This window comes from Mycobacterium sp. IDUB_19 (genome assembly GCF_055419445.1).
Map to the genome: position 1 here is coordinate 1 of NZ_JBVAXR010000060.1, position 13,546 is coordinate 13,546.

11 protein-coding genes and 2 tRNA genes are annotated in these 13,546 nt (G+C 57.6%); 8 read left to right on the forward strand and 5 right to left on the reverse strand.

Annotated features, from left to right (window positions below):
* Nucleotides 1-2 precede the first annotated feature (2 nt).
* Nucleotides 3-76: transfer RNA gene (locus ACZY0B_RS25555), tRNA-Ile, on the forward strand.
* 168 nt (nt 77-244) lie between these two features.
* Here the strand turns inward: ACZY0B_RS25555 and ACZY0B_RS25560 are convergent.
* The gene (locus ACZY0B_RS25560; RefSeq protein ID WP_463767033.1) at nt 245-664 is read right to left on the reverse strand and encodes a hypothetical protein; all 420 of its coding nucleotides are present in this window, start codon (nt 662-664) and stop codon (nt 245-247) included.
* A gap of 1,503 nt (nt 665-2,167) precedes the next feature.
* Between ACZY0B_RS25560 and ACZY0B_RS25565 the strand changes: the two genes are divergently transcribed.
* Together ACZY0B_RS25565 and ACZY0B_RS25570 are read left to right on the forward strand one after the other, a co-directional pair.
* On the forward strand, nt 2,168-3,370 hold the full coding sequence (locus tag ACZY0B_RS25565; protein ID WP_463767034.1) for a hypothetical protein: 1,203 nt from the start codon (nt 2,168-2,170) through the stop codon (nt 3,368-3,370).
* Between the two features lie 216 nt (nt 3,371-3,586).
* Entirely contained in the window at nt 3,587-3,748 is a 162-nt protein-coding gene (locus ACZY0B_RS25570) for a hypothetical protein (RefSeq protein ID WP_463767035.1), read from the forward strand.
* 75 nt (nt 3,749-3,823) lie between these two features.
* Here the strand turns inward: ACZY0B_RS25570 and ACZY0B_RS25575 are convergent, their stop codons facing one another.
* Nucleotides 3,824-4,087 (reverse strand): DUF3761 domain-containing protein, encoded by a 264-nt coding sequence (locus tag ACZY0B_RS25575; protein WP_463767036.1) that lies wholly within the window; start codon nt 4,085-4,087, stop codon nt 3,824-3,826.
* 1,762 nt (nt 4,088-5,849) lie between these two features.
* Here ACZY0B_RS25575 and ACZY0B_RS25580 point away from each other — a divergent pair.
* From ACZY0B_RS25580 to ACZY0B_RS25595, 4 genes are all read left to right on the forward strand, one after another.
* Entirely contained in the window at nt 5,850-7,340 is a 1,491-nt protein-coding gene (locus ACZY0B_RS25580) for an ATP-binding protein (RefSeq protein WP_463767037.1), read from the forward strand.
* Between the two features lie 202 nt (nt 7,341-7,542).
* Nucleotides 7,543-8,328, forward strand: coding sequence for a hypothetical protein (locus ACZY0B_RS25585; protein ID WP_463767038.1), 786 nt, complete (start codon nt 7,543-7,545; stop codon nt 8,326-8,328).
* A gap of 46 nt (nt 8,329-8,374) precedes the next feature.
* Complete coding sequence (locus ACZY0B_RS25590) at nt 8,375-9,070, forward strand: recombinase family protein (protein ID WP_463767039.1); 696 nt, start codon at nt 8,375-8,377, stop codon at nt 9,068-9,070.
* A complete protein-coding gene (locus ACZY0B_RS25595; RefSeq protein ID WP_463767040.1) occupies nt 9,070-10,515 on the forward strand; it encodes a tyrosine-type recombinase/integrase in 1,446 nt (481 codons plus the stop codon). Before ACZY0B_RS25590 ends, ACZY0B_RS25595 begins: the two co-directional genes overlap by 1 nt.
* On the opposite strand, the gene ACZY0B_RS25600 is transcribed toward ACZY0B_RS25595, so the two are convergent.
* From ACZY0B_RS25600 to ACZY0B_RS25610, 3 genes are all read right to left on the reverse strand, one after another.
* Nucleotides 10,516-10,962, reverse strand: coding sequence for a hypothetical protein (locus tag ACZY0B_RS25600; protein ID WP_463767041.1), 447 nt, complete (start codon nt 10,960-10,962; stop codon nt 10,516-10,518).
* Between the two features lie 217 nt (nt 10,963-11,179).
* Entirely contained in the window at nt 11,180-11,806 is a 627-nt protein-coding gene (locus ACZY0B_RS25605) for a hypothetical protein (RefSeq protein WP_463767042.1), read from the reverse strand.
* A 29-nt stretch (nt 11,807-11,835) separates the two neighbouring features.
* Nucleotides 11,836-13,221 carry an LPO_1073/Vpar_1526 family protein gene (locus tag ACZY0B_RS25610; protein WP_463767043.1) on the reverse strand — a complete coding sequence of 462 codons (1,386 nt, stop codon included), beginning with the start codon at nt 13,219-13,221 and terminating at the stop codon, nt 11,836-11,838.
* Between the two features lie 184 nt (nt 13,222-13,405).
* Here ACZY0B_RS25610 and ACZY0B_RS25615 point away from each other — a divergent pair.
* Nucleotides 13,406-13,475: transfer RNA gene (locus tag ACZY0B_RS25615), tRNA-Met, on the forward strand.
* Nucleotides 13,476-13,546: the final 71 nt, after the last annotated feature.

Consider the following 13,546-nt stretch of genomic DNA (forward strand, 5'->3'; position numbering starts at 1 on the left):
AAGGGGCGGTAGCTCAGTTGGTTAGAGCCGCGGACTCATAATCCGTTGGTCGCGGGTTCGAGCCCCGCCCGCCCCACAACCCTTCTGCGCAGGTAGAAGGCCATTTTGGGGTTGCTGGATCATCCTGTGAGCGGGCAGCTACGGCGCGCCTGACAGCGGCGTGACAGCGAACGCGGTGGCTTGTCGTCAGTAAGTTGCTTTAAATCGCAGCCCGGCTGCCACTCTTAACGGAGAGGTCGCAAAGTCACGACAGCGGAACGAACTGCAGCGACCAATCACCGCCGTTCTTGACATGGATGGTGACAGGCCCGGTGGAGGCGTAGGTGGTAACACCGGACGTCGAGGAGGCGTTGACTAGTGAGCTGCCCGTCGATCCGTCACGCTTCACGGGTTCCACGATCAGGTAGCCGGTGGTGTCGGTGTACTTAAGGGTGTAACCGCCTGGTTCAAGATTGACGGTCTTGACCTCTTCTCCGGAACCGCTGACCGTCACTGGCACAGCTGGAACACGCACGGAGGAGCTGGCGGGGGTGCCAAATGACGCGCTTGGTGCCGTCAGCGCATTGGTGGGTGCCGGACCGGCGCTCTTCGTCGGGATCTGACATGCCGTTCCCGCGACACAAATACCCACCGCCATCGCGGTGGCCGTCACAACTCTTCTCACTCGATCCTCCTCATTGCCCCGCACAGGCTACTGCTGTGTGCGTATCGGTGCGTTGCTTTTTGGCGAACGCAAACTCCCAGATTTGCCGCACCGGTGATACCGCGGGCGGGTGCCGCTAGCGACGGCACCTAGGCGCAGGAAACTGTGCGCCTTCACGTAGCGGCCCCTTCGGGGAGAGCCCGCACGGCGCCAGCATCAAAGCTGACAGCGAACACGCGGCGTAGCAACTTTCGGGGCACTAACCCTTAGCGCAGCCATGTCTCGCGAGAAAACTCGTACTCGGTCCTGAACACGCTTGCCCCTGCATTAAGGGTTGACGCTAAGGGTTAGTGTGTCTTTTGGCCGCAGGCTTTCGTAGTGCCCGGCCATCGTTGGGCTCAACTTCATGCAGTATGTAGCCGTGCCGCTGATAAGCCGAGTCGGTTTTCCAGCAGTGTGGTGCGCGGTGGCCGTCGCCGCTGCCAACAGGGCACGTACAGACTCCACGCCCACCGGGAACATTGGGGTTGTACCGGCAGGCAAAGGCCCGCGCTGTCAGACCGGGACTGCAAGGGTGTGTACCAAACCGAGTCTGCAGGTTCTCGAAGCTAATGTGCCGTCCGTGAACGTGATGGGTTTTGCAGTACCTGCACCAAAACGTTAGCTGTGAGCCGTTATTGGCGCTCCAGGCGTGAATAATTGGGTACAGCTGTTGCTCCCGATCAAGATTTTCAGCCAGGGCGTCTGTTTGGTCGCGTTCGGCCACAGTCCAGTCGTCAGGCCAGCCAACGGCGTGATTCGCCTGTTTGATACGGCTCCATGTTTCCTGGGAGTAGTCATAAGTGGTCATCGTGCTAACCTTTCTTTTCTGCGTTCGGCGTATTCCATAATTTGCAGCTCCACAAGTACGGCTCTAATTTCTCTATTGACCTGGCACCGTTTGTATTTACCGAGCTGTATGCCTGTGATCAAGTTATCGCAGCGACAAACTAAGGCGTCCGTATCTTTCTCGCAACAGGCGGCCAACGCCTTTCGTGCTTTACGCAAGGCGCTCATGGTTTCCGGGGTTACAACGGCAGGTATGGTGTGTGTGCGTTTACGGGTTGCCACAGCAGCGGTCATCGGAGACCTTCCTCGAAAAGTGTTGCTACTCAATATAATTGTTTGCTCGGCACGTCGAAAGCATTGTCGGTGCTAGTGTCAACAATAAGACGGCAAGGCTGATACTTGCGTAATGGATACGACCCTATTGAGTCAAAATCGGCGTATTTCCTATGGTTGCAGGCGGTGGCTGCATCATCCGAGGCAGGCGCGGCAGGCATGGCCGAATTATAAACCCCGCCGCGCCATTTAGGGGCTATGATACTCATAAGGTCTACGCGACTGCGATTGCGGTCCGTGTGAACCGCCCTTCGGTACAGCGAAAGGTAGGCAGCGGAGGGCACCGGAGCGAAGAGGCGTCAGTTTAGAGGCTACGCGGGCCTTTCCAAGAGTATTAATTGTCTACTGGAAAGGCGGCACACAATGACCGCAATACTTGATTACCCAACAAAGCCGCTTCTAGACAAGTACGGCAAAAATAGCCCTCGGAAATTCTTTCCTCGGGGTATGCCCTTTGGCTCTGACGTTGCCGGTATCGGCACCGAAGGCGATGCGCTCGTACAGGTGCTCGCGGACGGCACTGACCTGAATCAGATGTGGGCCGAGCTTCGTACGGTTTTGGCCACCTGGAACAGCGACCGAAGTGCGGTGGCCCGTCTGCTTAGCTACCCCACCACCGATACCGCTCAGGCCGTACCGCAGAGCATCCTCGACGAAAGTTTCGAAGAGGCTAGTGAGTTCGGTGAGCCTACAAGCTTGCGTGTTCCGTCACAGTACTTATTGCTGGGATATGACCTGAAGGACTATGACAGGGCTACGCGGTTTACGTGGAAAGCCCTGCGGCGCATGACAGCCGAGCAGGTGCGCGCAGCTGTTGACGGTGTCCTGAGCGCAGACAACAAGCTAACGACCGGGCTGGTGATGCGCCGGTTGTTCGACAACACGCCGCACGAAAACGAATGGGGCCATACCTGTTACGGGCTATGGAGCAACGACGGCGTGGTGCCCCCACCGTTTGCCGGCAAGACCTTTAGTGGCAGCCACGATCACTACATTGTGACCGGGTCGGCCAGCCTGGACTCCAAGGACCTCGAAGACGCCTTTGACCACGTGATCGAACACGGTTACGCGCTAGATCTGCCATCTCAGTTGCTTGTGTTCTGCCACCCTGACGACGAAAAGGTGATAGCCGGGTTCCGTGGTGGCGTAGAGAACAACAACAGCCAAAAGGCTAGCTACGACTTTATTCCCAGCGCCGCTGCGCCGCCGTATCTGCTGCAGGCTGGCGAAACCATCCAAGGTACGCCCGCTCCAGGAACGTTCAACGGCCTGAAGGTGCAGGGTTCGTACGGTCCGGGTTTGATCATCAAGAGCTACTACATTCCTGCGCACTACGTGGTGGTTGTGGCGTGCAACGGGCCGGACAGTCCGTTCAATCCTGTTGGCGTGCGGTCCCATCCGCAATACCCGGGCTTGCGCCAGATTCCAGGCGCGGTTCCGGCGTTCCCGATCCAAGATAGCTTCTACACCAGAGCTATCGGTACCGGGATTAGGCACCGTGGCGCAGGTTGCGTTCTGCAGTGCAGCGCGCTCGGAAGTTACGTTATCCCAACCATTCCGGTGTAAGGCTCGCGAGATGACGAACGGCCACAGCGGCATCGAACAACCGCTAGACCCTAATGCAATAGATAACCTGCCAGACAGTGAGTTTGGGTTTGCCGGCACGGTCCCTTCCGGTTACGAGAACCTGCCTCCCAGCCAGGGCGGAAGATATAGAGGCACAACGCCTCCGTGCCCCGAGAAGATCAGCGTGAGCCGAAACCTGAGTTAGAAAGGAACGCTATGAGCTTGGACGTTATGCCGCAAGACCACAAGTTCTCGCCAGACGAAATCGATTGGCTTCAGGCCCGCAACCGGATTGACGAGATCCGCGAGAACCGTAAGAAGTATCCCGATGAGCCTAAGGCACATACAGCGCACAAGGAACACAAGGCAGCGGAGTAGCCAGACTAGCCCATAGGTGGATTTGCCTGGTATCCATCTCGGGGCTATCGAAGTGCTGGCCTAAGAAGTCGCCCTTTACAAGTACTGCGCAACGCCGCCATGGCCGTGGCACGTGCCACCGGAGTGGGGGTGTTCACTGCAGGAGTAGGAGCCGTCACCGCATATCGCGGTTGGGTTCGGGCATGGTGCTGAGCCCTTTTGGGGGTACGGCACGCAGTCACCGGACGCGGCTTGGTAAGTGCCCGGTGGGCAGTCCGTTTGGGCCCTCGCGGGTGTAGCTAGGCCCGTCGGTGCCACCGCGATTGCTGCCGCAGCGACCAGAATTGCACGGCGAAACATGTTCTCAACCTCCTTGTAGATCAGCAGGCTCAACTATGGTCGGTAAGCCCCTTAGTTCCCCCCGCGCCGGTAGTTGAGCTCGAACGGCCTGCACAATTCTGGGTGTACGGGTATAGCCTCTCGCGCATCAAATGCGCAGGGGCAATAAGCCGTAGAGGCCGCCGAAGTGAGTCCGTTCGCAACGTCAAACGAATACGCACCGTTACGCATGAGGTCATGGACAGCGTCGAGGGGTGTCTCTCCGTCGATGATGTCCTCGCAATACCGCTGTCCCTGATGCCTCTCCAGACGGAAGTTATACAAGAGACCCTCGTTGTCCAACAATCGACTGAACGTTTCGTCGGAGGCGGGGTCATCGTCCGCATGAGATGGTGCGGATAGCCCGACCGATGCGACCGCCACCGCTGCCGCTGCAATGAGAGCTGTACGGATAATCATGGACCCCAACCCCCTTGTTGGATGACGCACTGAACTCAACTGGCAGCGTATGCCGATGGCGGGTTGATCACACCGTGAACTGGGAAAATCGTGGGGTCAGGGGCCAAGCAAGGCCAGTTCCACCCGTACCAGCTGTAGGGCTTCCAGCACGGCGGGGTCGTCAGGGTCGAATCCTTCAGAGCGGATTGCTCCGCGTTCGATGTCGTCCATACCGGGTAAGACGCAGCTGACGGCGGCATCGGTTCCCGGCTTCTTTCTTGTCCGCCCCGTTCAAACTGCCCAAGTTCAAACAGACCCCGTTTCTCGCCAGCTAGAGCGGTACCGGCGTTAGAGCCCAAGTTCAAACAGGTCCCTATTCTGGCCCGTATTGACGTCCAGCCTGTAATCCGCCGAGTTTAGTTGTGGCACAACGCCGTTCAGTCACCGATGGCTTGACGACAAGGGCTGCACAGGGTTACGGTGCGGTCAAGCCGAACAACAAGTCGGACGGATTGATTAGCAAGGGAGAGAGGCGGTTGGGTAATGGTTACGGCACACGGCGTGTTTTCACCCGACAAGGACGACCAATACGGCCAGATCACTAACTCGGTATGGTGGCACTGCTACCTGTGCAGGGGGCATCGCAGCCCCGACTTAGATGCGGCCGAACACCACTTTTTCAAACAGCACCCGCGAGAATGGCTGGAGTGGTACCTATCTGTTCAACGCCGTATCGAGACTGCCCTTAGAGCTGAGGCCCAACCGCTGCAACAAGATTAAGAGAATTCCGCCCTCGGGGCAGGTGAGGTGGAACTCCGGTTTAGCTCGCGGGTAACGAAAGTGGTTGGAAAAGAACGGGTCTAAGTTGCCGGCAAGCGCAGGAGGTCCAATTATGTTGGCCTGCAACGTGATTAGGTACCGGAGCAGGGGACATGGCGCGGTTGGTCCCCTATGATCGATGTTGTCGCAGGTCAGCGGCCTTTGCACCCCGATGAGGTGAAAGTGAACGGAGACAACATGACTTCACCAGTTGATCAGCTTCTAGACCGTGCAGAAGTTGTCGCTGAGGCTCAGAGGGCCGGAGCCAAACATATTACGGAGAACTCAGTTATCAACGCGTCATATCGAGGCAACACGCCACTGAAGCGAACTAAGCTCAATGGCCGTATTTACTACAGGCGCAGTGACGTTGAAGCTTGGCTTGCAGGCGAACGCGAAGACTAAGCGGCTCTAGCCAACAACCCGTTGAAAGGGTGGAGAAGATGAACGCACCTACAACACAATAGAACAGCAAAGGGCCACCAAACCTTTCCGAGTTGCGGTGACCCTTCGCTGGGAGATGAAAATGGTTATAGCACAGGGAGCGCAGAACGGCACCCCTAAGCGGTCGCAGGCGACTCAGTTGGTTGATATGGCTCTGCACAAGTATTATTTGGGCGTAACGACCGACGGAAAGCCTTTTGGCTATACCGATTTGGCCCCGCACGTTGCACTTGATCTGCGTGGCAACAAGTTAGGTCTGCGGCAAAGGCTTGCTCGCGATTATTTCGTACAACACAGTGCTGCGCCCTCTCAATCAGCTTTGGTGAGTGCCCTCAACGTTTTAGAGGGTATGGCCATGGACCGACCACCTACACTCGTGCACCTTCGCGTTGCCGGCGACGAGGATGCAATCTATATCGATATGGCGGACACCAAGAACCGTCTGGTTGAAATCGCAGACGGTACATGGAAAATCATTGATGCTGCAGGGTGCCAGGTACCGTACGTGTTTCGCCGGACTGAGCTCACCGCTCCAATGATTGAGCCAGTTCGAGGCGGGAAACTCAAACAGCTCTGGCGGCACGTCAACGTTGCCCGCGAGGATAAACCGCTGTGCCTAGCGTTCATCGCTGATTCCTTGATTCAACCCAACACCGCTAAGCCCGTTGCGGGAATGATGGCCGAACAAGGCAGTGCCAAAACAACCTCCGCCAAACGGATAGTCCAACTTATCGACCCATCTCCTGCGGAGCTGCGCAGCCCACCCCGCGATGCCGAGCAATGGATTACGGCAGCTTCAGGCAGTTGGGTTGTGGCGCTGGACAATCTGAGCAGCATCCCCCAATGGCTGTCGGACTTTATCTGCCGGGCGTCGACGTTTGATGGCAACGTCAAGCGCGCACTGTATACAGACGACAACTTGTCAGTGGCCAAATTCCGCCGGAGTGTCATCATCACCGGAATCGACGTGGGCGGGCTCAACGGTGACCTCACCGACAGATTGGTTCCAATTGAGCTGCAGGCCATCGAAACCCGCTTGCCGGAGTCAGAGCTCGAGAAAATGTGGGAGGCTGACCGCGCCGAACTCCTTGGAGCACTGCTTGGTTTGGCTGCAAAGGTCCACCACAAACTTCCCACGTTAGAACACACGTCGCTTCCCCGTATGGCCGACTTTGGTCGGGTGCTGATGAGCGTCGACGCGATCTACGGCAGTACGGGCGTGAAACGCTACTACGAAAGCGGTAAGCGCATGATGGCCGATAGTGCGCGAAGCAATCCCTTTGTTGCCAGACTTCTGGATATCCGTTACAGCACAGATGGTGTCGGGCAGCCTGCCGGTGAAATCCTGGCGAGGGTTGCCCAGTCCTTCGACTTCTTGGGTAGTACACCGGCCGATTGGCCTAAGAAGGCTAGGGATGTCACCACGTTGCTGCACAAGCACGCGCCTGCGATGCGAACGTTGGACTGGAAGATCACCAACGACAACGGACGGAACAAGGAGTGCGTGACGAAATGGACGATTACGCCGCCAACCGACAAGCCGACCAGAAGTGGTGAAGGGGTTGAATTCTGATGGTGCTAGGCAGGGTAGGCAGGGTAGGCAGGGCACGCTCCCATATATTGCTACCTCACTCTCTCCCTCTCGGGGACAACACAATAGAGAAGGAAAAGGAAATGACCCCTGCCTGGCCTGCCTATCCTGCCAATGACCGGCCTGCAGGCCCCTGACCTCGACAGATACAAAAGACGCAGGTATTTTCGAAAGGCGAAAGGTGATGAGTGACAACGACGGCGAGATTATTGACGTGGAAACCGTTGAAAGCGAGAAGGAGTCGACAGGCGAGCTCGCTAACAAGGACTCGCCTATTGCAGAAGGTCGTAATCTGCCTGCAGTAATAGAGCACAAGAAGACCAATCGAAGTGACGAACCTATCGAGGCGGATGCTGTTTCAGAGCGAGACTGGCCTCAAGGGCCTCTGCCGTCCCGAAGGTGTCGTGCGCACAAGAAAACTGGCGAGCGTTGCAAGAACGCTGCGTTACAAGGAGCTACGGTTTGCCGCTATCACGGCGGTGCTGCCCGGCATGTCAGAGCTGCAGCGAAGGCTCGTATTGATAATGCAGCAGACTTGATGGCTCGCAACCTTTTACAGCTGGCCTTAGGTGCGGAAAGCGAACAGGTCAACCTGGCCGCAACCAATAGCGCATTGGACAGAGCGGGCATCTCGAAGCCGACGGAAGTTCTACTAAGCCAAGGAGAACAGGCACCCTGGGAGGAAGTGTTCGAGGACATTGCCGGAGGCACGAGGGGCGAAAGCCGGAAGGCTAGAGGCTTACCGCCTTTGGACAACCCAGGTAAGGCCGGCTATCAAAACGATAGTCTTGCAACGGTTTCTGCGGCGGATGGTGGGCAGGACGGCACTGGCGCTGGTGATGGCGACCGCGAGAGGGGCAAGGGGCCAGCCAGTCGGCACATCACGGGCGATCTGGCCATCGAGGTGGCGGCCGAGTACCGGGCGGCGCAAGACCTGGAGGGTGGGCACAGAAAGTACCTCCTACCTTAGGGTTCGTCGCCTTTGTGCAGGTCGGCTATAAGTATTCAGGTGGTCGGTGACCTCGAACGCTGAATACAACGAATACCTGAGACGAGGTGAAGTGATGCCAGAAGTGCTCAAAACCAAGGCAATTGCGTACTTTCGCGTGAGTACAAAGGCGCAGGGAGAGAACGGGTATGGCCTGCGTGGGCAGAAGGATACTCTCGAAGCATACTGCCAGACAAACGGATACGAGTTAGTTGGCTTAATTCCAGATGTGATGAGTGGAGCCAAGACAGACAGGCTTTACGGGCGTGCCGCTGCTGTGGCTGCGATCAATGCAGGCGTTGCCGACGTCCTGTTGCTAGTTGCCCTGGATAGAGCAACCCGCGATACCCTGGACGGCTTGAACCTGTTGCAAGAAGCCAAGACTGAGGGGTGGCGCATCCAAACGGTCAAAGGCGAGGACTCCGAAGCTATCGGAAAGCTAGAATTGACTATCAAACTCGCGTTTGCGGAAGAGGAACGCGCCAAGATCAGCGAACGCACCAAAGCAGGTTTGCGACGTGCCAAGCGCGACGGCAAGAAGCTCGGCAAGCCTAGCGAGATTAAGGCTGACGTGGTTTCTCGTATCGTCGAATTGCGTAGCAGCGGTATGGGAACCAAGGCAATTGCTAAGACTCTTGACGAGTCGAAAGTTCCTGCACCACGCAGCAACACATGGAGTTACAGCACAGTACGCCGCGTTCTCGAGCGCCAGGGCGTGGCGTGATGGGTTACATACGCAAGCGTCAAAGCGGAAAGCTGGACAAGCACGGTGATCCAGTCACTACCTACGCTGTGTGCTGGCGGGAGCCGGTACGGGACGACTTCGGCGCCATCGTGCCGAACAAGACAATCCAGCGTACGGAGACCTTTGCAACAGAGAAGAGGGCCAAAACCCATCTTCGGCATGTTGAAAACGCTTTAGATAGCGCCAAAGGCATTGACCCGAGCTCCCAAAAGGCTAAGGCCAATACGGCGTTGGGCACCTACGCCCGAGCTTATCTAGACAGCCTTGCCGGCACGGTTGATCCAAGCACCATCGAAGGCTACGAGAAGCTGTACCGCCTGCACATTGGGCCGGTGTTCGGGTCTAAGCCAGTTGCCGCCATCACCACGGCCGACGTGGCTAGGTTTCGCGCCGATCTGTTAGCGCCGTACCAGCGCAGTTTCGTTACGCGCGGCAAGCCTAGGGCCACTAAGGGTAATGACTCGTCTTCTGCGAAGGCTCGTCAAGTTGCGTCTTCTGCGAAGACCCAACAGTTACGCCAGCGCAGCCCTAAGACGGTGAAGCAGATTGTCGGAACGCTGAAGCGGATTCTGGACACCGCTGTGGATGATCAGGCTATTGCCGCTAACCCGGTGGTGGCGGGTCGTCGCCACACAACTAAGCATCCAGCCAGCGCAGCGAGTGCTAACCGCGAGCCGTTTAAGCACCGACCGCTCACGGCCAATCAGGTTGCCGCTATCGCAGATTGGATCGCCAGGCAGCGCGGTAACGAAATCTACGCGCTGGCTGTCACGTTCGCAGCGCACACAGGAGTGCGCGCCGCTGAGCTACAGGGCATACAGGTGCAAGACGTCACGGTGTCCGACATACTGGGCACAGCTGGCGCTGTACGCATAACTCGCACTGCCGCTAAGCAACAAGGGCAATGGACCTACGGCACACCCAAATCTGATGCAAGCACCAACCGCGTAGTGCCGCTAGCGCCGTGGCTGGCCGATGATCTTCGGGACTACCTGGCCAACGTTCATCCGTTCTCGGCGAGCAACAGCCAGTACCCCAAGCACATACCGAACGCACCGCTGTTTCCCGGCAAGCGCACCCGCGCCACGCGGGCAGCCGTGGAGGTCGCGGACTTCGATTGGGCCAAGCCGATTGTGATGGACAACGTGTACCACAACTATTTCCAGCCCGCCTGCAAGGCGTTGGGACTCGGCAACGTCCGTTTCCACGATTTGCGCCACAGCTTTGCAACAATGAACCTGTCGGCGGGCGAGCACTACATGCAGGTGTCCAAGTGGCTGGGCCACAGCAGCTTCGTACTGACGCTATCCACATACGCCGACTACATACGCGAGGATGAGCTGGCCGCACCAAAGGTAGGCCGTGGAGTAGTTGAGTCTGCGAATGTGGTGCCCCTCGCCCGAAAAGCCAGCAACGCTGGGTAGTTATCCCAGGCCCTCAATGGTCTGCTTGATTGCCCTCAGGGTCTCCTTGTAAAGCTGTGTCGACCTGGTCTCATCGGCAATGCTTATGGGCTCCGCGCGAAGTTTTTCCCACATCGCCACGAGTGCGACGTTGAGTTTGGTGATCGCGGCCATGGCAGTGCCGAAGCTATAGAGATCCAGCTTGCTAGCTGCCATCGTGTATTGATCCCCGAGATTCCCCATTGGTCCGCGAGACATTGCTTTGACTCGTTCGGTGCGTACCGCTGGGTCCTTTATTGCGTTTACTCGCTCGAGCGCTACGGACAACTTAACGGCCGCAGCCCAAGCATCAGTAAGCACGGCAAGTTTTTCCGCTCTGCGGCTCTCCCGCTGGGTGGTGCGGGTCTGCTTTGTCACACCGAGGTAGGCGACCACAGCACCTACGATCGCGATGGCTGCCGCTGCCACAGTCGCCCACGGTTGGGTGAATCCGCCGGGGTCGGCGACGGCAGGGCAGGGATCAGCCGCAAGCCACGTTGTCCACGCGTGAGTCATAACTGAAGAGAATGAAGGTAAACCGAGCGGAAGACAAGAGCGGCGCGGTCACTGTTGTAGCGCCCGTCGACAAATCGAGTGGCGGCACCGAAGTTTGGCAGGCCGGTTCCTACGACAGGCACGGTTCTGCCTATTCTGCGGACGGGTCAGCAGGCCTTTTAAAAAAGTTCTGGGCTTGGAGATTGTCAATCACGTTGAGTACGGCTCGTGTGTAGTAATCGGCAGATTCCACGTCAACATGTGTACCTCCGTGAGCCACACGATTTCGCAATTCTCCTAGTTCCCCAAGCGTCTTAACGGCGTCGCCCAAAATGAAACCCTCGTTCGCGAACAGCCTGAGCATCTTGCCGAAGGTTGTAAAGCGACCTTGGTTCGGAAAATAGAGCTCAAATTCCTGTCTCATCAATGACTCTAGATCAGCAAAGGATGCCAGGATCGCAGCAGCTGGGTCCAGTTTTACGAGCTCTTGATACTTGGCGAACTTCTCGAGAGTAGATTCGGGTGGTAGTGGCAATTCGCGCGCTGTCGATGCGGGCACGGATTTCTGCTCATCCGTCGCCTCAGCCAACTCTCTGACTTCCTTTTCAAACTCGACGTCGACACCCGGAGCCTTTAGCCGTCGGATATCGCCCACGCGCCCAACGAATCTCGCAGCGGCCGACTTGATGGGTTTCCTCAGGAACACGAGTGCACTAGCCGTCACGGCAGGCCAGGCCCACGCGTTCGACATTTGGACGATGAAATCAAGCCAGGACATGATTAATCCTCGTCGATGTGCATGCGTCGCTAGGCATCTTCATACAGGGCATCAATTTGTGCCGCCAGCTGTGGTGTCCGCAATTGAATCTCGTGTTGGGCCAAGACGAAGCCGACGGGTTGCATCGGAAATCCCAGGGCACCGGTTCTTTCCACGGTGTCGAGTAGCGCAGCAAGTTCTGGCCTCAGCTCGGCGATTCTATTCTTGAATTGGTCGACGCTCAAAGTCCGCGCCAGAATCATTGCGCGCAACTCTTTCTCGGCCTCTGTAAGTTGCTGCTCCGCACCGGGCCGGGTGCTGAGGATCGTTGCGACGCGATCTTCTGCCACCCTGAACCGCGCTGCGTCGAGTGGGACGTGAGCCACCTGGTCCGATACCTCAATACCGTCTTCGCTCTCGGCGTAAAACAAGAGCAGCTGTTGATTCGAGGCAAGTTCTGGGTTGCTTTCGCTCAGAAGATTGTCCTTGAGATCAGCATGTGTCAAAGCCGGATACATTGAGTTTCTGTACTTTTCGTAGAGCACCTCATACGGTCCGCTAGCGAAGGTGCTGAGCTGGCCGCTCTCGCAGACTCCGGTCGAGCTCATGTATTGGTAGTCGAAGCGGCTAGTGGGAAGGCCGCCGTAATACGGGCTGAGGAGGGTGTCCAGCGAGCGAATGAGCATGTCGGTGTCGTACGGCTCGTTGAACGTCAAAACCGATATGAATACCTTTACGGCAAGCGAATTGATGTGCTCAATAGTGAGTGTTCGAGTCACCTCGATTGCCTGCCGGAGGAAAATCTCCCGCCGCGAACCGACGGGCTGCGCTGCAAGGTTGGCAAGCATCCGCGAAAGCGTCGCACCCAGTTGCTCGCTACCGGTTTCGGCGTACGTACGGTGCGCGCTCCCTACTGGGCCGAGAAACCTTGGGTCGGTAAAGCGCGTGAACAACCCGGTGTCTATCTGGTTGATCCGGTCGATCAGCATGTCGGTCAGCTCGCCGACTCGTCTATTGAGCGTGTCTTCGACCACCGCCTTGGCGTCCGGCATCGTGATCGGCCTGGTTTCCGGCAGCAACTCAGATCGGCCGGTGTCGTTCGAGATTTGCCTAGCGTCAGCGACGGTAACCGCCAGCACTATGTTTCCCATGCCTGAGGTGACGACGTTGCCGACGTTCGGCGAGTTGTCGCCTCCGGACGCGAGGTTCGCGTTGCGCCAACCGCGCATGAGCAACTTGTAAACGCGACGTGGCGAGCGGTCCTCATTCTTGGTGTACGGAAACTGAAGTATGGACACGAACGCGACTGCGCCAAGAACTGCCCACATCGACCACTGCGGAAGCGGGTGACCACCCGCTACTTTTTCCCAGGCCAAGAACGCCACTAGCCCATAAGCCAGCGACTGTCCGGCCCAATTAACCCACTTTCCGAGCATCCAACCTCCCGCCGAACACTATGGCATCGTGCCGGGTGCTGTGACAGCAGCCTGACAGCAAACTTTCGCGTACTGCCCTGCCTGCGGCGGTTGCGAAGCTTGCGAGATAGGCCCCGATTTCGAACCGGAAAGGTTCAAAGACTAGGGCTTTAGAGGCGAAATTGGATCGCTGGCGGATCTAATCGGGTTTGCTACAGGCGTAGACCGTCGGACTCATAATCCGTTGGTCGCGGGTTCGAGCCCCGCCCGCCCCACGTCAGAGCCGCGCCGATCCGCGCCGACAAGAGCTCGTCGTCAATCAGTGTCGCCACCGTCTTACGGAACG

Excerpts from the sequence above, each read along its gene's own strand:
- ACZY0B_RS25575 (WP_463767036.1), bottom strand. The coding sequence starts at position 4,087 with ATGTTTCGCCGTGCAATTCTGGTCGCTGCGGCAGCAATCGCGGTGGCA.
- ACZY0B_RS25570 (WP_463767035.1), top strand. The coding sequence starts at position 3,587 with ATGAGCTTGGACGTTATGCCGCAAGACCACAAGTTCTCGCCAGACGAA.
- ACZY0B_RS25610 (WP_463767043.1), bottom strand. The coding sequence starts at position 13,221 with ATGCTCGGAAAGTGGGTTAATTGGGCCGGACAGTCGCTGGCTTATGGG.
- ACZY0B_RS25595 (WP_463767040.1), top strand. The coding sequence starts at position 9,070 with ATGGGTTACATACGCAAGCGTCAAAGCGGAAAGCTGGACAAGCACGGT.
- ACZY0B_RS25585 (WP_463767038.1), top strand. The coding sequence starts at position 7,543 with ATGAGTGACAACGACGGCGAGATTATTGACGTGGAAACCGTTGAAAGC.
- ACZY0B_RS25605 (WP_463767042.1), bottom strand. The coding sequence starts at position 11,806 with ATGTCCTGGCTTGATTTCATCGTCCAAATGTCGAACGCGTGGGCCTGG.
- ACZY0B_RS25580 (WP_463767037.1), top strand. The coding sequence starts at position 5,850 with ATGGTTATAGCACAGGGAGCGCAGAACGGCACCCCTAAGCGGTCGCAG.
- ACZY0B_RS25565 (WP_463767034.1), top strand. The coding sequence starts at position 2,168 with ATGACCGCAATACTTGATTACCCAACAAAGCCGCTTCTAGACAAGTAC.